This is a genomic window from Brevibacillus centrosporus, from assembly GCF_046622605.1.
GTDB lineage: Bacteria > Bacillota > Bacilli > Brevibacillales > Brevibacillaceae > Brevibacillus > Brevibacillus centrosporus.
Window position 1 is genome coordinate 791,437 of sequence record NZ_CP176856.1, and the last position, 18,297, is coordinate 809,733.

The following is an 18,297-nucleotide window of genomic DNA, read 5'->3' on the forward strand; positions in this document are numbered from 1 at the left end:
GTCAAATACTGGGCTTTTTTGTATGGGCTGGTTCAAGAAAATATGTTGAATAATTAAGAATAGTAAAATAACATTAGAGATAGATAAGGAAAGCGGTTACCCTACACACGTCACGACATTCGGCCTCAAATTTTATTTATATTTGGTTAACCGATTACCCTGTTCTTCATATGATCATCTGGTCGACAAATCCATGGGAAAAGAGGTTCTGCCTAATGATGAGACTTGGACTGAATGGACAAAGTACGCGCGCCCCACTGGAAATGGATTTGCAGGTCGCAGAAGAAGCGGGATTTCATTACTACGAGGTCCCGTTTGCCAAATTAAAAGAATACGAACAAGCCCATTCCTTGGGGGAGCTGAGGGCTTATTTTGACCGCAGTCCGTTAGAGCCTTATTCCCTCAATGCGCTGACGATGTTTTCCTTTCTCTCGGAAAAAGAAGAGGAGCAGATGCTGGAGACGCTCCACGAAATGGGAAGAATGGCGCGAGCCCTCCGAATTCCTTATCTGGTCATTTGCCCAAGTACAAATGTTCCCGGAGTCAGCCGGCAGCAGATTCACGAGGAGACAGTTCGGGTGCTGCGCAGGATGTCGGAGGTAGCGGCGAAGTACCAGCTGGGTCTGGCCCTGGAGTTTCTCGGCTTTCAAAATTGTACGGTAAACGAGCTGGCTCAAGCCTATGAAATCGTGAAGGAGGTAGACAGAGAGAACGTCGGTCTTTCTGTGGATATCTTTCATTTTTATGAATGCTCGCGGCTGGAGGATTTGAGAGGAGTCGATAAAGAAAAAATCTTTCTCTTCCATATCAATGATGCTGACGATGTGCCGAAGGATCAGCTTACGGATGCAGACCGCGTATTGCCTGGGCTCGGAGTCATCGGGCTTGCAGCGTTTATCGAGACGCTCTTGGCAACCGGGTACGACAAAATGGCCAGTGTTGAGCTGTTTCGCGAAGAGTATTATGCGTGGGAGCCGTTGGAGCTGGCGATCAAAGCGAGGGCGGCGACGGAAGCCGTGCTAAGACAGATGCATTCACCAAAATAGGGGGCGGCAGATGATGAGACAGGCAGGGAAGAAAACCGTGCGTGTGGGCATGGTGGGCTACAGGTTCATGGGGAAGGTGCATAGCAATGCGTACCGGGGCGTTCCCTTTTTCTTTGATACGGAGGTTGTTCCGATCCTGCAAGGAATTGCGGGAAGGGATGAAGACGCAGTCAAGCGCGAGGCACAGATACTGGGCTTTGCTACGTATGAAACCGATTGGCGAAGACTGATCGAGCGTGACGACATCGACGTGATCGACATAGTGACTCCTAATCACATGCATGCGGATATCGCAATCGCGGCCGCAGAGGCAGGCAAGCACGTCATTAGTGAGAAGCCGCTGGCGATGACGACAGAGCAGGGCAGGCAGATGCTTGATGCCGTACAAAAAGCAGGGGTCGTGCACATGGTGTGCCATAACTACCGATTCGCTCCTGCTGTTCAATTTGCCAAAAAGCTGATCGAGGAAGGGAGAATCGGACAGATCCGTCACATTCGCGCGCAGTACATACAGGATTGGTTGATGGATCCGAATACCCCCCTTACCTGGCGTCTGCAAAAGGACGTGACAGGCACAGGCACGCTGGGAGATATCGGCTCCCACATTATTGACTTAGCGCGGTTCCTGGTCGGAGAATTCAGCGAAGTCGTAGGGATGTGGGATACGATTGTAAAGCAGCGGCCACTCGGGGAAAACAGCACGGAGATGGGCGAGGTCACCGTTGATGATGCATGCTCCTTCCTTGCCCGTTTCCATAACGGAGCGATGGGCGTTTTCGAAGCTACCCGATTTGCCGGGGGAAACCGCGCTGGCAACCGTTTTGAAATAAACGGGGAGAAGGGCTCGATCCGCTGGGATTTGGAGAACATGAACAGCCTGCAGGTTTATTTTCAGGATGATGAGCCCGCCTTGCAAGGCTTCCGGACGATTCACTGCACAGGAGAGCACCATCCCTACACGAGCGCTTACTGGCCAACGGGTCACAGCATCGGCTATGAGCATACGTTTATCAACCTGATGGTCAACTTCATGCAAGGGATTTCGACAGGCGTCAGTCCTAGTCCGAGCTTCGAGGACGGCCTGCGCAATCAATATGTGCTGGAGGCAGTGGAGCAGTCGATCCTGTCGAGACAGTGGGCGTCAGTGCAGTCCATGTGATCAGGGAGGGACGATGGATGACGGGCATGATGGCGTGCGCTTTCCGTAGCGTGGCGATCATGCCCGTTTCCTTTTCGACTTAGCTCGTCAATCCGCCATCGACCGGAATAATCGCGCCATTCATGTAGCTGGCTTCATCAGAGGCCAGGAATCGGACGACATTGGCGATCTCATCCGGGGAAGCCGGGCGGCGGGCAGGTCCGTTCTGCTCGGGATTGATCATGTCCATCCCTTTGGTCATATTCGTCACGACACCTCCAGGACAGATGGCATTGATTCGGATGCCTTTCGGGCCATACTCAACTGCTGCCGTACGCGTCAAGCCGACTATGCCATGCTTGCTCGCAGCATAGACGCCGAGATGAGGGCAGCTCTCGATTCCGGCAGCCGAGGAGGTATTGACGATGAACCGGATTGCTGCTGCTCCATGACCTTGAGCACGTGCTTGAGTCCGAGAAGCCCTCGTATCCTTTGCTTGCGACGTCCAAACAGATGTTGCGGTAGACGGCAAAGCCGCCGAGGTAGATCAAAAAGCTGCGAGGCTTGCCCGCGATATTGGCGCCGGTGTACCATGAATCGGCTCTGAGATAGAGGGTGGTGTCGGCATTACATCCACCATCCAGACCTTGTCGTACAAATCTGCTAAGGTCCAGTTGCAGGTATTGAGCAAAAGGGAACTGGAGGTTATGCGCAGAATAGCTTGGGGTGAAAATACAATGGAGATGGCGGACTCGATGAGCATCAGTGAGTTTACAGTGAAGCAGTACATCAAATCGGCCATCAAGAAGCTGGGCGCGCAAAATCGCTCGCACGCGATCGGGGAAAAGTATCGCAGAGGGTGGATCTAGGCAAGCCAGCACAGGGAGGAGCCTTCCATGGAAATCAGAGTGGATCAAAGAAATGATTCGAAGGTAGCAGTCGTGGTGAGTGAGGATATGGTGATCCAAAATGTTCAAGATGCGTTGGACTTGATGGTGAGCGTCCAGTACAACGAGGGCTGCGATAAGATCATATTGAAAAAGGAACAGATCGTGGACGACTTCTTCGAGCTCAAGACGAAGCTGGCTGGGGAAATCCTGCAAAAATATACGAACTACCAGGTGAAGCTGGCGATTGTAGGGGAGTTTGCCAGCTGCAACAGCAAAAGCCTGAACGACTTCATTTACGAGAGCAACAAGGGGAACAGTGTCTGGTTTTTGCCGACGGTAGTGAAAGCACTGGACGTCCTGCATCAAATCGACACGGAAGAGGGAGCTTAGATGAACATTCGATTGAAACCAGTGACGAGAGAGAACTGGCTCGCGGCTATCGCTTTGCAAGTAAGCGAGGATCAAAAGGATTTTGTCCCGGCGGTGGCAGTGTCACTCGCGAAGGTATCCATCAAACCGGATGGGGACAGTGTGGTGTATCTGCCCTTTGCGATCTATCACGGGGAGCAGCTGGTAGGCTTCATCATGCATGCATTTGTTGAAGAAACAACCGATATGTACTGGATCAACGGCTTTCTCATCGACGCTGCCCACCAGGGGAAAGGGTACGGAAAAGCAGCGATGCTCGAGATGATTGCGTACATCACCAAACGCTTCTCCCAGTGCCAGGAGGTAAGGCTAACGGTTTATCCGCATAATGCTGCCGCCTTGCAGCTGTACCGTCGTCTGGGATTTGTGGAGACTGGTGAGCAATATGACGGCGAGCTGGTCATGCGAAAAACGGTTGCCCAGGAAAAGTGCTAGATTCGTTCGATCCATGCAAAGGAGCCACCTTCTCAAAAAGAGAGTGGCTCCTTTCTTTTACAGTAAGAATTTATATGATTCTTAGCCAGTATAAGTGCAACATAGCGAGACTTCGAACGAAGTGAGATAGCAAGACTTGTGCCCTTTGGGTACTAAGGCTCCGCCACAAAGCTTGGCGGAGCCAAGTTTTCTAATAAAGCTGATTAGGGACGATGGAAGAATTCCACCCACTCGCCTTCTGGACCAAAGATGAAGAAGTAACGATAGCCATTGGGCAGCTCGACGATCCCTTCTTCGACGAAGGCTGCGCCAAGCTTGCTGACGCGCCCGTATTCTTCTTCGAGGTTGTCGACGTGGACGGCAAAGTGGTGTACTTTTCCTTCTGCGGGCAGGTTGTCGTTGTAGCCGTGGATGATTTCCAGCTCCGTTTCATCCGTGCCGCCGAACCCTAGAAAAGCGAGCTGGAAGACGCCGTTTGTATGTGTGATTTTCCCTTTCAGCTCAAAGCCTACGATGGTTTGATAGAATTCAATTGCCCTCTCAAAATCTTTTACGACCATACCTACGTGATCGATCCGTTTTTTGGCCATTTGATTACGCCCCATTTCACTTGAAATGATTGTCTACGTCCATTTAAGAGATTTAATTCCGAGGTGTCAAGTCTGGATTGGTGGAGGCTGATAGAGGGAGAAGATACCGAAACGAGGAAACTCATGGAATTTTCTGAGTTGCAGTGCTACAATCGTCCTTGTGCTTTCAGATCGAATAGAGAGAAAAGCAACAAAGTAGCATAGGTGGGGATCTATTTGTTTAAGAAAATGACAAGCGCATTGCTGATAACGGCCATGATGAGCCCGATGGCGGCATTTGCGCAAGGGACGGTAACAGGGGCGCCTTTAGCGCCGGGGGCGCCTTTAGCGTCGGGGGCGCCTTTAGCACCTGCGGCGGTAGCCGTTTTGCAGCCAGCGGACCAGGTATTTACAAACGGTGTCGTGTACACGGTAGACCGCAATCGCAACGTAGAGCAGGCTGTCGCAATTCGCGGCGATCAGATCGTGTACGTCGGCAGCAGCGAAGGCGCGAACAAGTACATTGGCAAAACGACCAAGGTTTCAGACCTGCAAGGCAAAATGGTGCTGCCAGGCTTCATCGACAGTCACACACATGCGAGCAAAACGACAGGACTGATTTTTTCCATCGACCTGTTTGACGGTGGGTCCATCGAAGAGTATGTGGCGACCATCAAAGCTTTTATCAAGGAACATCCGAATGAGCCAACCCTGCAGGGACGCGGTTGGACCAACCCGGTAGCACCTGGCATCGGTCCACGCAAAGAGGTGCTGGATGAAATCGATGCGAAAACGCCAATCGCCCTGACATCCGATGACGGACATTCCCTGTGGGTGAACTCTGCTTCGCTGGCTCTGGCGGGTATCACCAAAGATACGGCGAATCCAGAAGGCGGGATCATCGAGCGCGATCCGAAGACAGGAGAGCCATCTGGAACGCTGCGTGAAAAAGCGATGGATCTCGTCCTGAAAAAAATCGGTGGGTACACGATTGCTCAATATAAATCGGGTATTGAAGAGTATCAGCAGAAGGCAGTAGAGCGCGGTGTCACGACTGTCCGCGACCCGGATATGCTGCGTTATCCGAACGTGCTGGAAGCCTATGAAGAGCTGGCGAAAGAAAACAAGCTGACGATTCGTTTCCGCAATGCAGTTACCGCCAACCCGGATAAAGGACCGGAGCAGATTGCGGATTTCGTAAAAATCAGAGAGCGCGAACAATATCCGCTGTTCCAAGTGAACGCGGTGAAAATCTTCATGGATGGGGTTGTCGAGGGTGCTACCGCCTACCTGGAAAAACCGTACGAGCATAAAGAAACAAACGGTGAGCTGATCTGGAAGGTAGACAATTACAACAAGACCGCCGCAGCTGCGGACAAAGCGGGCTTCCAGCTGCACGTTCACTCGATCGGCGACGCTTCCACTCGCATCGCGCTGGATGGTATGGAGTATGCGGAAAAGCAAAATGGTGCACACGACGCTCGCCATTCCCTCGTGCATCTGCAGCTAGTGAACCCAACGGACATCGAGCGCTTTAAAAAGCTCGGCGCAGTCGGCATCGTGCAGCCGTTCTGGTTCATGCAGGAGGATGGCTACTACGATGAGATCGAAGTACCGTACCTGGGACAAGAGCGTGCGGAAAAAGAATATCCGATGAAGAGCTTTATTAATAAAGGTGTACACATTGCCTCCTCCAGTGACTACATCGTGACCCCTGAATTCAATCCGCTGCACGGTATCCAACAAGGCGTAACGCGGATCGCAGATGGAGAAACTGACCCGAACAAGATCGCCAATCCGGATGAGCGGGCGACACTGGCAGATATGATCGCGAGCTTCACCATCGATGGCGCCTATGCCAATCATGTGGAAGACATCACAGGGTCCCTGGAGCCAGGTAAAAAAGCCGATCTGGTCATCCTGGATCAAAATCTGTTCACGACTCCGGCCAACAAGATCAAGGACGTGCAGGTCTTGCTGACGCTGGTGGAAGGAAAGCCGGTCTATCAGAGCCAAGCGGGCGAAAAGAAATAAGGAAAGACAGACAGGTGACCCCAAGCCGACGAATCGGCTTGCGGGTCATTTTTCTTTTGTAAAGCTTGCACGCAAATAACTTTCCTTCCAAAAGGTTCTTTTACTGGTAAAAATCATGAAGAAATCGCTTTCAAGTATGACATTTGTCATATCCTCGACTTGACGTTTATGACTACAGCAAAAAGTCTGTATTTTCTACAATAATAGTGAAGGTTAAGAAAACAGCGTTTGACTCTTGTCCAGCGCGCGTCAGATCCGAGGAGGCTACCCCATGCATCAAGCGAACATTGCCCATCTGAAGAAAGATGTGGCTCCTTATGAAAAAACGGATACGAGAGCAAGTATTCGTCAAGTGATCAACACGATTGGACCACTGATCTTGCTTTGGTACGCGGCTTATCTTTGCCTGTCTGTTTCGTATTGGCTGACACTTCCCCTGACGCTTGTCGCTGCCGGGTTTACGGTCCGCACGTTTATCATCTTTCATGATTGCTGCCATCAGTCGTTTTTCAAAAGCCGTATGGCCAATGACATTCTTGGAAATATTACGGGTGTTTTGACCCTTTGTCCGTATGAGCAGTGGAAAAATAGCCATGCCATCCACCACGCAACCAGCAGCAACCTCGACAAACGTGGAGTGGGCGATATCTGGATGATGACGGTCGAAGAGTACGTGTCTGCACCGCTGTGGCATCGTATCGCTTACCGTTTGTACCGCCATCCCATCACATTGTTTATTTTCGGACCTACTTTTGTGTTCGTTTTCCAATACCGAGTCAATCGCAAGGGCGCACGCCGTAAAGAGCGTCTCAACACGTATTTGACGTCTGCTTTGATTGCCAGTCTGTACGCACTGATCATCTGGGCCATCGGCTGGCAAGCGTTTCTGATGATTCAAGGTCCGATCTTTTTCTTCTCGGGCTTGATGGGTGTATGGCTGTTCTACGTCCAACATACCTTTGAAGATTCCTACTTTGAAGAAGAAGCCGAGTGGAGCTATGTAAAAGCAGCCGTAGAAGGAAGCTCCTACTACCAGCTGCCAAAGGTTCTGCAATGGATTACGGGAAATATCGGGTTTCATCATGTGCATCATTTAAGTCCAAAGGTTCCCAACTACAACCTGGAGAGAGCGCACAACGAAACCAAGCCGCTCCAGATGGCTACGACAATCACCTTGAAGTCCAGCTTGAAATCACTGCGCTTCCGACTGTGGGATGAAGAGGCGAAAAGATTCATCGGCTTTCAGGAGATTCGCCGTCCAGCTGCTCATGCCGAGCCAATGGCGGAAGCGATCTCCGGACCAAGACCGAGCTTGGAAGGAAAATAACCCTGCCAATCCCTCTTCGTTTCCGCTACACTTAGCGTAAGTGCAAAGAAATAGGTGGGCAAAATATGCAGAAATGGTATCAAATTCTTCATAGAAATACGGGGCTTAGTCCGTATGTCTGGGTGGTCTTTTACATCCTTCCGTTTTATTTCATCTTCCGGTCCTCCTCCACGTACGAAGTGGTGATTGGGATCGTGATGATCTTGATGTTTTTTGTATGCTACGTGCTCTCCTTTTTGTCTAAAGGATGGGCAGTCTACTTCTGGACGAGTTGGCAAATCATTATATCGATTGCGATGACCGTCCTGTTCGGCTACGTGTACTTTTCTCTGTTTCTGGCGTTTTTTATCGGACACATTCAAAACAAGATCGGCTTCTTTACCCTGTACACCATTCATCTGATCAGTACGGTCGTCACGATCAATATGGGCTTCTTATCGAAAAATGCGGAGTTCTTCAACCAGCTGCCCTTTGTCCTCGTCAGTCTCGTGGCTGTGATTTTGCTTCCGGTCACGACCTATAACTGGAACAAGCGGGAGAAGCTGCAAGGTCAGCTGGAGGACGCGAACAAACGGATTTCCGAGCTGGTCAAACTGGAGGAGAGGCAGCGAATCGCTCGCGATCTGCACGATACGCTGGGACAAAAGCTGAGTCTGATCGGGCTGAAAAGCGATCTCGCCTCCAAGCTGATCAGCAAAAATCCGAGCCGAGCGCAGACGGAGCTGGAGGAGATTCGGCAAACGGCGCGAATCGCTCTGAAAGAAGTGCGTGAGATGGTCACGCAGATGCGCGGGACACGGCTGGAGGACGAGGTGTTTCGGGTGCGGCAGATCACGAAGGCCGCCGAGATTGATTTTGTGCTCGAGGGAGACCCAAACCTGCAAAATACCTCGCTGATGACGGAAAACGTCCTCAGCATGTGCCTGAAGGAAGCTGTCACAAACGTAGTGAGGCACAGTGGTGCGACGACTTGCTCTGTCGTAATCGAGCCTTTGCGTACCGATCTTCTGCTCAAGGTGAAAGATAACGGAATCGGCATGGCAGAGGAATGCGCCTACCTGCGCGGAAATGGCTTGCGAGGTATGAAAGAACGTCTCGAATTTGTAAATGGAAGCATGGAGATCGACTCGGCTCAAAATGGCACTACTGTTACGATCAAAGTACCAAACGTCTTCAAACAATCGGAAAAGGAGGCTGGGGTATGATTCGTATCGTCATTGCTGAGGACCAACGGATGCTGCTGGGTGCGCTGGCTTCGCTGCTCGATTTGGAAGAGGATATGAAGGTCGTGGGACGAGCGAGCAACGGCGAGGATGCCGTCAAGCTCGTTCATCTGCACAAGCCGGACATCTGTATCATGGATATCGAAATGCCGATTAAAAGCGGACTGGATGCGGCAGAGGAGCTGAAGGGCTGCGGCTGCAAGGTGATGATTCTCACGACCTTTGCCCGCCCTGGCTATTTTGAACGGGCGCTGCGTGCAGGAGCGAACGGCTACTTGCTCAAGGACAGCCCCAGTGAGGAGCTGGCCAGCTCGATCCGCAGCATCATGGCAGGCAGACGGATCTACGCCGCCGAGCTGGTGGACGAAGCGTACGGCCAGGAAAACCCGTTGACGGAGCGGGAAAAGGAAGTGCTGGAGCTGATCGCCGACGGGAAAAACACCAAGGAAATCGCCAGTCAGCTTTTCCTCACCACCGGGACGGTTCGCAACTACATCTCCGTGATTCTCGACAAGCTCGGGGTCAGCAATCGCATCGAGGCGATTACCCATTTTAAAGAAAAAGGCTGGTTTAAATAAAAGGAGCTCGGATCATCCGGCTTCTTTTTTCTTGTATATGGGCCAAAATGATGTGGGGAAGTTCACGGAATGTTCACTTATGAGGGACCCTCCTCCTGTTATAACATGACTAAAAACAAAGAAGGATGATGCATAGGTGACGAACAAAATGTACGCAGATGCAAGGCTGCCTAGAAACGGAAAAGAAGGCATCCTGTTTTTATTGATTATCTCAATCATTTCTGTAAACACGATCGCACCCATTATTGTGGGGTTGGAACGTGGCTTTAGTAAGGAAACGTACTTAGAAACGCTAAAGATTCTTCCGTTTATGTGGGTCATCGCCGTTTTATCCGTACGGTTGATTGCAGGACCGATTGTGGGCAAGCTTTTGCCAAAATTCGTGGGACAGACAGATGGCTTCAATGCGCGAGTCCTTTTCACGATTTTACTAAATGTAACCGTGTTATCCCTTTGGTTATCGATTATCGGAACCTGGGTGGGGATGAGAGAAATCAGCTTGGCTCCGTTTGAGAAGTTCTTGCATATTTGGCCGAGAAACTTTGGCATCGCTTTATGGATTGAACTGTTGTTGGCACAGCCTATAGCGCGATTTGCCATGAAGAAATTACACGAAAGACAAGCGAGAAAAGCGGGGGGAGCCATTTCGTAGAAAGCGGATATGTGGAGCCCAAATAAATAAGGCAGCCAGCAAAAGCACTGGCTGTCTTTTCGTTTCTCCCTACTAGATGAGGTTACTGCAAAAGCGGAGATCTTTCTTTATGTTGCTACGACAGAGAGGGTTCGCGGAAGTATTGCAGCGGGTTCTCCTCCGTTGGAAGTACAGCACCAAGCTTACGAAGAACTTCCTCGGCAAATTGGAGATAGTTGGAGCCGGTTGAGGTAATCACGTTTTGATCGATGACCAGCAGCTCGCTTCGTTTGTTTTCCCAATTCATGACATCACGGTACTCAAGGTCTGTCGGCTCCAGTGAGGCTGTATACGTAATCTCCTGTAAAATGCCTGCTGCACCAAGCAAGGAAGGACCGCCGCAAATGGCTGCGAGCAATTGTCCCTGATCATAGAAGGCGCGAATCACTTTGATCAGTTCTTGGCTTTGCAAAAGAGGGTGGGGCGAGCCTCCGGGAATAACCAGTGCTGCGTACTCGTCCACCACGATGTCATTCACAGATAAGGCAGGAAGGTAGCGCATTGTCGATAACCCGGTAACGGCTTCGCCTTCCGATTTGGTCGAAAAAGTGACGAGGGTGTAATCCGTTCCCTTGAGCGCTGTTAGGAGAGTAACAATTTCAAATTCTGCGAAGGAATCATAGAGGAACAGCAATATTTTTTTCAACGAGATCACCCTTTGAATGAAGTGGAGGAAGCAGCATTTTTCGATCAAATCTATTTGATTAGTATATATCGCCATTTCTATTTTTTACAATACTTGGTTTAAGGGGCGTCTGCTATAAAAGAAAAAGGAGGGGTCATCACATGGAACGAATTGGAGTTTCATACGTAATCCAATTGGGTGCTTTGAAGAAAACAAATTCCCTGGTCCACATCTGAGAAGTGATCACGATTTTTTTCCTGTCTTTTTCAAAGAAGTAACCAGAGCCCTCTTGTTGTAAAAACAGCCATCCCTTTGCTTCAAGTGCGGATTTGAGTCTTTCGGCTGCAAGCCCTTGGCTGGCCTTTGTCCCATACCAAGCATATTCCCCATCGACAGCCAGTAGTTTGACGCGGTCGGTTGGATTTTCTTGTAACGACGAAACGACAGTGGATTTAGGTACAGAATCGAAGGGCAAGGCAGGGTAGAGAAAGGGAGGACGAGCTGCAAAAATACAAATCGCTAGGAAAGGGAGGAGACAAGCAAGCGTACCCGCCTTTTTATACATGTGCATGATCTTGCCTCCTTCCTCGTTATTGTGCAAATCGGAACATGTATCTGTTAGGTGTGGAAAACAGTGAGTGAAGATCAAGAAAAGAGGAGGAATAGCTTGTGACAGAACGTCTTCCATGCAAAACGGATGGGTGCAAAGCAACCATTCTCCCGGCGACAGCCGCTGAAACAGGCGGGATCTGCATGCCCTGCCATCAGGCGCAGGAACGGCAGAAACGCCGAGACTATGTGGAGAAGCACCGTAAAACGGTAAACGTATATGAAAACCTGAGTGACCCCGTGGAAATTCTCAAAATCATGCATGTACCGAGAAGGCACGATCCGCTGATTCAATATGTCCCATACCCGATGAGCAAGGAGCAGCTATATGTTTCCTTAGCAACAGATGAGGCTGGCAGAATGCTGAAGCACGCGCTGGAGCTTTTGGCTGAGGGAGACGAAGAGCAAGTAGATGGGATACTATCGTCGCTCGTGTGCTACCGGAATGAAAATATCGCCGCAGCTCTACCTGCGCTCATGGAGCAAGGCATGTACTATCCCGCCTTGTTATATAAGGATGCCTCTCCCGCCGTTCGAGATCGTTTGCTAGAGCAGGTAGAATGGGATGATGAGAATCGAAACCTGCTTTTACTCGCGCTAAGCTGGATAGGAGATCCTTTGGTCGTTCGGCGATTCCAGGAATGGAGGCTGCAACCACCTGAGTGGGGAGAGCGGCTTTTCGTACAGCCGGAGTTCTACGCCTTGGAAGGGGGCTGGGAGCTCACGCAGGAGGGGGATAGACGCGATTTGACCCACAGCTTGAGCTATGCGATTCGGGTGACGAGTGAGAAACCGCATTCAGAAGACGAAGTGTGCGCTGCTCGCTTTTTGACAACGAGTACTTCTACTTGTCCTTGGTGTGAAGGGAACCTGACCGTTCTCATGGATGTGGCAACTACGCATCCTTCTCTTGCTTATCTCGCGCTTTCCCTGGAACGTCTGAAAATACAGACGTGTGAGCGCTGCGGATGCTTCTGCACCATTTACATGGATGTAGATAGTGAGGGCGTGCCCGTATGGAGCCGATTTAACCACAAGCCTGATTATTTACGAAGCATAGATCCCGACGATTACAGTGGCGTATCGGATTACAGATTGACCTTGTCACCGGCGCCGCACTCTCCATTTTTTGCTGCGATCTGGACCTTGGACCAGCAGAATTCACAGATCGGTGGTCACCCGAGCTGGGTGCAGGATGCCGAGTATCCGAGCTGCCCATGCTGTGGCAAACGCATGCGCTTTATCGGTCAGATCGACTGGGCGGATTTTGTTCATCTGGGTGAAGGCATTTTTTATATGTTCGTTTGTCCAGAGGATAATGTGACAGCAACGTTGTATCAGCAAAGCTGAGAAGAGCCCGCGATGAACGTGGACTCTTCTCGTTGCTTGCCTGAACGGGGCCATTCTATTAGACCTCTTGCAGCTGGCGAATCACTTCTGCAACGAATGATTCCGCGGGCAGCAGGCGACCCTTTTCCTGAAGGATACGTCCTTCCTGCATGCGTTTGTCAAGCCAGTCGGTAATCCAGCCAGGGGCATAGCCGCCTTGACGGAATTCACCACCGGTACCGAAAGCGATCATTTTCTCATAATCAGCTACATACTGTTCGCGGCTGGTATCGGGGTATGACTTGGTGTAAAGCCAAAACTGCACATCGTACATCAGATACGACAGCTCATCTGCATGAAAAGAAAAATGGCCTTTTTCTTCCACAATTCGTGTGCAGATGCTGCGAATTTTCTGTTCGATCTGGTCCACTTCCGATACGCGAGTGCAAAGCTCCTCGAGCAGGGTGGAAAACTTCCCGTGGCTGACTTTGTATAGGTCCGCTTCCTTGTCCTCCGCAGAGGTATCGAATTCCTCTTCGCTCACCAAGCCCATGATGAACGCTTCGAAGTTTTCAGCGAGGAAAGTGATTTCATAATCATCCTCTTGATCGACGTGTATCACTTCAGGTTCACCGTCTCTGCCGCATGCCCGATAATCTAGCATCACTACGTCATGACCTGCTGATGGACAATCGCAGATCACCACGCCAATGTCGGGATACCCCCATTCCTCAATCATGAACCGACTGCCGAGATCCCCGCAGAGGGAATAGCTTTTCTCGCGCCCCACCCCTAGAATGCCTGAAATCGCAATATGATCTTCCGCCCAGGAGGTTGCCTCTTCTGTTGGAAAGCAGGTGTTCCTCGGTATTCCGCCATTTTGCTGCTTCATTAGTGCGAGATAGGACGAGGGCAGCTTGTATCCCAGCTCTTCCTCGATAGAGGCGAAGACTTCATCAGTGGGTGGGTCGGATTGATAGGACTTGCGTGCGTATTCACTGTCCTCCCAAAAGTCAGCCAGTGACAGACCTGAAAAGGGAACCTGCTTTGATTCAGACTCTTGGGACTTCGAGGCTGTTTTTTTGGCGGCCATCCGCTGTTCATCCTTTTGCTGTTTCTCCGCCTTTCGCAGGCTCCATTTTAAAAACATTTCGGTATTCGGATCTTCCGCTTCCAGCCTGTCTGCATCACGAAATGCCTGTACGGCTTCCTCATACCTCCTGAGGTGATAATAAGCAAAGCCTACCCGAAAATGCCACAGTGGATCTTCCTTGCCTCCGTCAGCAATTTTATTCAATTCCCGGAGAGCTTCTTCAAATAGTCCTAAGTTGTTGTACGCTCTGCCGAGTCGGTTGACTGCCTCATAGTCCCGTTCCTCCTCGGAAATGGCTAAGAGCAAGTCCACAATTTCCTGATGCTCGTCTTCTTCGTGCAATTGGCTCAAATGTTCCATAAGCGATTGGTCCATGGCGGCCTCCCAAACGGTTATTTTTCGTTTGAATCGAAAAGGGGCAAGCAGTCTGCTGCAGCCCTGATCATGAACGAATTTACATGGGAATAGCAATTTTCTGGTTAATCTAAAGGGTATGCTTTCCACCAAACATAACGAGTATAGCAAAATAATGGAAATGATACGACCTGATTCCTGACGGTTAATTGTAATTGATAATCATTATCATGCATAGATGGAGTTTACGAAGGTTGAGGTGGTAGATATGGATTCATCCACGTTTCATCATTTTTTGCAGAACGGGCTTGGAGATGTGTTGTTCAAGCTGCGGGACATTGAATGGGTAAAAGGATATCGTCACGGGCGGCTGCAGCAGCAGTTTACGCCCTCGTACGTGATGGTTGTCGTCACGGGAGGCAACGGGCGATTGACACTGGAGACAGAGGGACATCAGCTGCGCAAGGACGCGGTTTACTTGTGCCCGCCTCACGCTACCTTTGGGATCGATTCAAAATCATTGGAAGAAATAGAGAGAAAAGCTGGAAGCCTTCATTGGCGAGATTCCTATCCAATCCGCAGGGCAGCTTGGAATCCTTTGTCATACCATACTGGGCCACTGGCAGCAGGAGGATAGCTTTGGCCGCTTTCAGGGACAGCTCGCCTTCTCTGAATTGCTTCTGCATATTTTCAAGCACCAGAACTTCATCGGCAACGATTCAAAAAATGCGGTAAAGCTCGCAAAAGCCTATCTCGAAGAACATTATGCGGAGGATCTGTCGATCGAGCAGCTTGCCCGAATCGCGCAGGTAAGCCCCAAATATTTCGTCGATCTTTATAAAAAGACGTTTGGCATCAGTGCAATGGATTATCTGGGGGAGGTGCGGCTGAACAAAGCAAAGCAGCTGATGGCGAAATCGCCGACAAAGCTGCGAGACATCGCTCATCAGATTGGCTATCATGACGAGTTTTATTTCAGCCGCAAGTTCAAAAAAGAAGGATTGCCTTTTTTGTGAGCTTTATCACAGAAATTTTTACGGAAATATTCTACTATGGCAGCGAAACTGCTATTGTTGATTTCGACGGCGATGGAGCACTGGATTGTCCCTGCAAAAAAGGCTATCCCAATAATGTACGTTTGCCTACGTGACACCTCCCCATGGGTTCATATACTGTAGGGTACCTTTCTGCTCGATCGTAACCATCATGCATGAAGGAGAGGGTAGCCGTGGCAATCGGACAAATGACGAGAGTAAGCTTGCCTTACCCGACGACCTGGGACATTCAGGCCAGATTTGGAGGGAGACCGACCTCGCAGGGGACGTTGTTTCTTCAAAACGTCATCAACGGCAGGCTGCAAGGTGCTGTGAACTTTCGCGGCACGTTTATTCCCATTCAAGGAATCTGGAACGAAGCGGCCAGACAAATTGCTTTTGAAACCGAATTTGCTTCTTATGTGGGAACCTTGTTCAGCCAGGATGAACAGCTGCTGAACCTGCGCCATTACGTCCTGCAAGGAAATGTTGCGATGAGGTATCCTTCTATACGTGCGGGAGAGACCGGGACATGGACTGCTGTCACCCACGTCCGGTTGAGCCGCTAGCAGCAGAGGTCTTGTTAAAAAGGTTCTTTAATAAGGCAACGAAGGTGGGAAATATCGTTCGCTTTCCTCACAAAAGAAAAAGGCCGGCTTTCCTGCTTAGAGGGATAGCCGACTTTTGAAAGGCTCTTGGAACTTGCTCTGGATCAGGCAAGTTCTTTTCCTTTTGTCTCAGGCAAAAAGAACAGCACAAGCAGAGCAGCAAGACCAAAAGCGACAGATGTAATGCTAAATGCGACTCCAAGCCCCATAGTATTTGCCAATATACCAATGGTAAAGGGAGCGGAAGCGGCAACGGCTCGACCAAAGTTGTAACAGAAGCCTTGACCTGTTGCCCGAATGGCGGTCGGGAATAGCTCCGCAAGAATAGCGCCAAAACCACTGAAGTACCCAGAACCGAAAAACGCCACCAGAGGTCCAAGCAACAGCAGTTTTTCAGGGTCTTGCGAGAAGCCGTACAGCGGTACAAGGATTGCAGCTAGGGCAAAAAACAGGATGAACGTGATGCGTCTACCAATTTTATCTGCCAGTAGCCCGAAGATGACATAGCCGAGCCATGCCCCGACCTGCATAATGACAATCCAGCTCGTTTGCTTCATCAAATCAAGTCCAGCGCCGCCTTTTGCAACAGGCGTAGCCAAGTAGGTAGGGATCCAGGTGAATAAGCCCCAATATCCAAATTGCGCGCAAATACTTAATGCCGAGCCCAAGATGGTCCAGCGACGAACTTTTTTATCGAACAGCTTACCGACGCTACTGCCTTTTTCCTTGTGGGTCGCTTTTGCATTTTCTTTTTGTTTTTCTACCCAAATATCAGGCTCATCTGTTCCGAGACGGACCCAAATAGCAAACAGAGCAGGAATAATTCCAACGAAGAAAACGCCGCGCCAGCCAAAAGTAGGGAGGACGAGACCACTGATAACAGCGGCTAGACCGTAACCGATCGCCCATGAACCTTGCACCAGGCCCATGGCTTTCCCACGGTGCTTGGCGGGCCAGCTTTCTGTGATGAGAGCGGCACCTGCTACCCATTCACCGCCCATGCCGAGACCGACGATTAAGCGAGCAATCGCCAGTTGTGTGACTGTCTGGGAAAATCCACCCAGCGCTGTGAACAGGGCAAAGACAATCATGCTGATCATCAGCGCAGTCGTTCTTCCTTTTTTATCGGCTATCATCCCGAAGATGAGTCCGCCAAAAGCGGAACTGAGCAGAGTAAGAGAAGCCAACAATCCTGCGGTCGTTTGTGTCATTTGCAGGTCGGCCATAATGTATACAATGATCATGGCATATAAAGTCACGTCCATCGCATCCAGCATCCAACCGGTGCTTGCGGCTACTAGGGTTTTCCATTGTTTGGAGTTGATTTCCCGGTACCAGGGAATTGGACGGGAAGAAGTTTTCATTTGCGGGACTTTTTCCATTTACTTACCTCTCTTCTCTTTATGTTCTATTTTTATAAGGAAAGTAGCTCTGCGGGGACATCACAGGCCATTTTTTTAATTTCCTCTTCCTTTAATCCATGATCAAATAGCAATTGGATAAATTGGGAATAGCCTTCGGTTGGAGTCGGATGGTTGACTTGTCCAAAGTCTGTCTGCAGAACACACCGATCGAAACCGAGCAACTTCATACCGTGGATGAGTTCGTCAGGCTGGATGGACTGCCAGCTAGGCATCAGCGTCAACATCGACTTCTCTACGAATGCCCCCATCTTTACCAGTTCTAGCTGAAGCGAGAGGTCCATTTTATTAATCTTCAGGTCCGGATGGGCGACAAGGATCTTTTCAAGTCCGCGTTCTGAAGCGATCTTGACCAGTGCCTTCGTTTCCAGTGGAGAAAGGTGTCCGGTCGCGAGGACAGCATCGGAGCCTTTGATCAAATCGACGATCTCATATACGACAGGCAGAACTTGTCCGTCATTACCAAAAATCGTGATTCCTTTTTGCGGCAGAAGCCGAATGGTGGATTTTTGCTCCTTGTAATCGCTCTTGCCTCCGTAGTAATCTAGGTGGTGCTTGGCGGAGCCAGTAGGCATCCAAATGATTTTGGCGCCTTGCTGGATTGCTATATCTACCGCATAAGGGTTCAGCCCTCCGACGTATTCGTTTAGCACGAGAGAGCCATACACTTCTATCCCTTTAACAAATTTGGTTACGATCTTGGCTCTGGAGACGGTAGATTCCTCGTGCGCTTTTAGAACAATAGCCCGCATACCGGCTGCCAGAGCTTGCTCAGCCAACTCAAAATCGTCAACAGAACGCGGGAAAATGCTTGGACTGGAATGAACGTGAATATCGATTGCATTTTTTATCCCTAACATGCTT

General features: G+C 50.1%; 21 protein-coding genes. 14 read left to right on the forward strand and 7 right to left on the reverse strand.

Going from position 1 to position 18,297, the window contains the following annotated elements:
- Positions 1-215: 215 nt before the first annotated feature.
- Both ACLIN2_RS04195 and ACLIN2_RS04200 read left to right on the forward strand, forming a co-directional pair.
- Entirely contained in the window at positions 216-1,046 is an 831-nt protein-coding gene (locus ACLIN2_RS04195; RefSeq protein ID WP_411503289.1) for a sugar phosphate isomerase/epimerase family protein, read from the forward strand.
- Between the two features lie 10 nt (positions 1,047-1,056).
- Positions 1,057-2,205, forward strand: a complete 1,149-nt coding sequence (locus ACLIN2_RS04200; protein ID WP_411503290.1) for a Gfo/Idh/MocA family protein — start codon at positions 1,057-1,059, stop codon at positions 2,203-2,205.
- Positions 2,206-2,284: 79 nt separating this feature from the next.
- Here ACLIN2_RS04200 and ACLIN2_RS04205 read toward each other — a convergent pair whose 3' ends face one another.
- Positions 2,285-2,716 (reverse strand): SDR family oxidoreductase, encoded by a 432-nt coding sequence (locus ACLIN2_RS04205; protein ID WP_411503291.1) that lies wholly within the window; start codon positions 2,714-2,716, stop codon positions 2,285-2,287.
- A 151-nt stretch (positions 2,717-2,867) separates the two neighbouring features.
- Here ACLIN2_RS04205 and ACLIN2_RS04210 point away from each other — a divergent pair, with 151 nt between their 5' ends.
- The 3 genes from ACLIN2_RS04210 to ACLIN2_RS04220 are packed head-to-tail and all read left to right on the forward strand — an operon-like array spanning position 2,868 to position 3,938.
- Entirely contained in the window at positions 2,868-3,053 is a 186-nt protein-coding gene (locus ACLIN2_RS04210) for a response regulator transcription factor (RefSeq protein WP_411503292.1), read from the forward strand.
- A 27-nt stretch (positions 3,054-3,080) separates the two neighbouring features.
- Positions 3,081-3,464 carry a DUF4180 domain-containing protein gene (locus tag ACLIN2_RS04215; protein ID WP_411503293.1) on the forward strand — a complete coding sequence of 128 codons (384 nt, stop codon included), beginning with the start codon at positions 3,081-3,083 and terminating at the stop codon, positions 3,462-3,464.
- Positions 3,465-3,938, forward strand: coding sequence for a GNAT family N-acetyltransferase (locus ACLIN2_RS04220; RefSeq protein ID WP_411503294.1), 474 nt, complete (start codon positions 3,465-3,467; stop codon positions 3,936-3,938).
- 203 nt (positions 3,939-4,141) lie between these two features.
- Here ACLIN2_RS04220 and ACLIN2_RS04225 read toward each other — a convergent pair whose 3' ends face one another.
- On the reverse strand, positions 4,142-4,528 hold the full coding sequence (locus ACLIN2_RS04225; protein ID WP_092267244.1) for a VOC family protein: 387 nt from the start codon (positions 4,526-4,528) through the stop codon (positions 4,142-4,144).
- Positions 4,529-4,756: 228 nt separating this feature from the next.
- On the opposite strand from ACLIN2_RS04225, the gene ACLIN2_RS04230 reads away from it, so the two are divergent.
- The 5 genes from ACLIN2_RS04230 (at position 4,757) to ACLIN2_RS04250 (ending at position 10,321) form a co-directional block, all read left to right on the forward strand.
- Positions 4,757-6,541: an amidohydrolase gene (locus ACLIN2_RS04230; protein WP_411504512.1), complete on the forward strand. Its 1,785-nt coding sequence runs from the start codon at positions 4,757-4,759 to the stop codon at positions 6,539-6,541.
- A gap of 271 nt (positions 6,542-6,812) precedes the next feature.
- A complete protein-coding gene (locus ACLIN2_RS04235; RefSeq protein WP_411503295.1) occupies positions 6,813-7,868 on the forward strand; it encodes a fatty acid desaturase in 1,056 nt (351 codons plus the stop codon).
- Positions 7,869-7,933: 65 nt separating this feature from the next.
- The gene (locus ACLIN2_RS04240; protein WP_411503296.1) at positions 7,934-9,073 is read left to right on the forward strand and encodes a histidine kinase; all 1,140 of its coding nucleotides are present in this window, start codon (positions 7,934-7,936) and stop codon (positions 9,071-9,073) included.
- A complete protein-coding gene (locus ACLIN2_RS04245) occupies positions 9,070-9,669 on the forward strand; it encodes a response regulator transcription factor (RefSeq protein ID WP_092267240.1) in 600 nt (199 codons plus the stop codon). The genes ACLIN2_RS04240 and ACLIN2_RS04245 overlap by 4 nt, the downstream gene beginning before the upstream one ends.
- A 148-nt stretch (positions 9,670-9,817) precedes the next feature.
- The gene (locus ACLIN2_RS04250; protein WP_092267489.1) at positions 9,818-10,321 is read left to right on the forward strand and encodes a hypothetical protein; all 504 of its coding nucleotides are present in this window, start codon (positions 9,818-9,820) and stop codon (positions 10,319-10,321) included.
- 115 nt (positions 10,322-10,436) lie between these two features.
- Here the strand turns inward: ACLIN2_RS04250 and ACLIN2_RS04255 are convergent, their stop codons facing one another.
- Both ACLIN2_RS04255 and ACLIN2_RS04260 read right to left on the reverse strand, forming a co-directional pair.
- Positions 10,437-11,006, reverse strand: coding sequence for a DJ-1/PfpI family protein (locus tag ACLIN2_RS04255; protein WP_411503297.1), 570 nt, complete (start codon positions 11,004-11,006; stop codon positions 10,437-10,439).
- Between the two features lie 136 nt (positions 11,007-11,142).
- Positions 11,143-11,556 (reverse strand): hypothetical protein, encoded by a 414-nt coding sequence (locus ACLIN2_RS04260; RefSeq protein ID WP_411503298.1) that lies wholly within the window; start codon positions 11,554-11,556, stop codon positions 11,143-11,145.
- Between the two features lie 98 nt (positions 11,557-11,654).
- Here ACLIN2_RS04260 and ACLIN2_RS04265 point away from each other — a divergent pair, with 98 nt between their 5' ends.
- The gene (locus ACLIN2_RS04265; protein WP_092267237.1) at positions 11,655-12,944 is read left to right on the forward strand and encodes a DUF1963 domain-containing protein; all 1,290 of its coding nucleotides are present in this window, start codon (positions 11,655-11,657) and stop codon (positions 12,942-12,944) included.
- A 58-nt stretch (positions 12,945-13,002) separates the two neighbouring features.
- Here ACLIN2_RS04265 and ACLIN2_RS04270 read toward each other — a convergent pair whose 3' ends face one another.
- Entirely contained in the window at positions 13,003-14,391 is a 1,389-nt protein-coding gene (locus ACLIN2_RS04270; RefSeq protein ID WP_411503299.1) for an SMI1/KNR4 family protein, read from the reverse strand.
- A 247-nt stretch (positions 14,392-14,638) separates the two neighbouring features.
- On the opposite strand from ACLIN2_RS04270, the gene ACLIN2_RS04275 reads away from it, so the two are divergent.
- The 3 genes from ACLIN2_RS04275 to ACLIN2_RS04285 all read left to right on the forward strand — a co-directional run bounded on the left by ACLIN2_RS04275 (position 14,639) and on the right by ACLIN2_RS04285 (position 15,973).
- A complete protein-coding gene (locus ACLIN2_RS04275; RefSeq protein ID WP_411503300.1) occupies positions 14,639-15,007 on the forward strand; it encodes a hypothetical protein in 369 nt (122 codons plus the stop codon).
- Between the two features lie 37 nt (positions 15,008-15,044).
- A complete protein-coding gene (locus ACLIN2_RS04280; protein WP_411503301.1) occupies positions 15,045-15,386 on the forward strand; it encodes a helix-turn-helix transcriptional regulator in 342 nt (113 codons plus the stop codon).
- 212 nt (positions 15,387-15,598) lie between these two features.
- Positions 15,599-15,973 carry a hypothetical protein gene (locus ACLIN2_RS04285; RefSeq protein WP_411503302.1) on the forward strand — a complete coding sequence of 125 codons (375 nt, stop codon included), beginning with the start codon at positions 15,599-15,601 and terminating at the stop codon, positions 15,971-15,973.
- 143 nt (positions 15,974-16,116) lie between these two features.
- Here ACLIN2_RS04285 and ACLIN2_RS04290 read toward each other — a convergent pair whose 3' ends face one another.
- Both ACLIN2_RS04290 and ACLIN2_RS04295 read right to left on the reverse strand, forming a co-directional pair.
- Complete coding sequence (locus ACLIN2_RS04290) at positions 16,117-17,394, reverse strand: MFS transporter (protein ID WP_092267231.1); 1,278 nt, start codon at positions 17,392-17,394, stop codon at positions 16,117-16,119.
- A gap of 32 nt (positions 17,395-17,426) precedes the next feature.
- Positions 17,427-18,293 carry a DUF6282 family protein gene (locus ACLIN2_RS04295; protein ID WP_411503303.1) on the reverse strand — a complete coding sequence of 289 codons (867 nt, stop codon included), beginning with the start codon at positions 18,291-18,293 and terminating at the stop codon, positions 17,427-17,429.
- Positions 18,294-18,297: the final 4 nt, after the last annotated feature.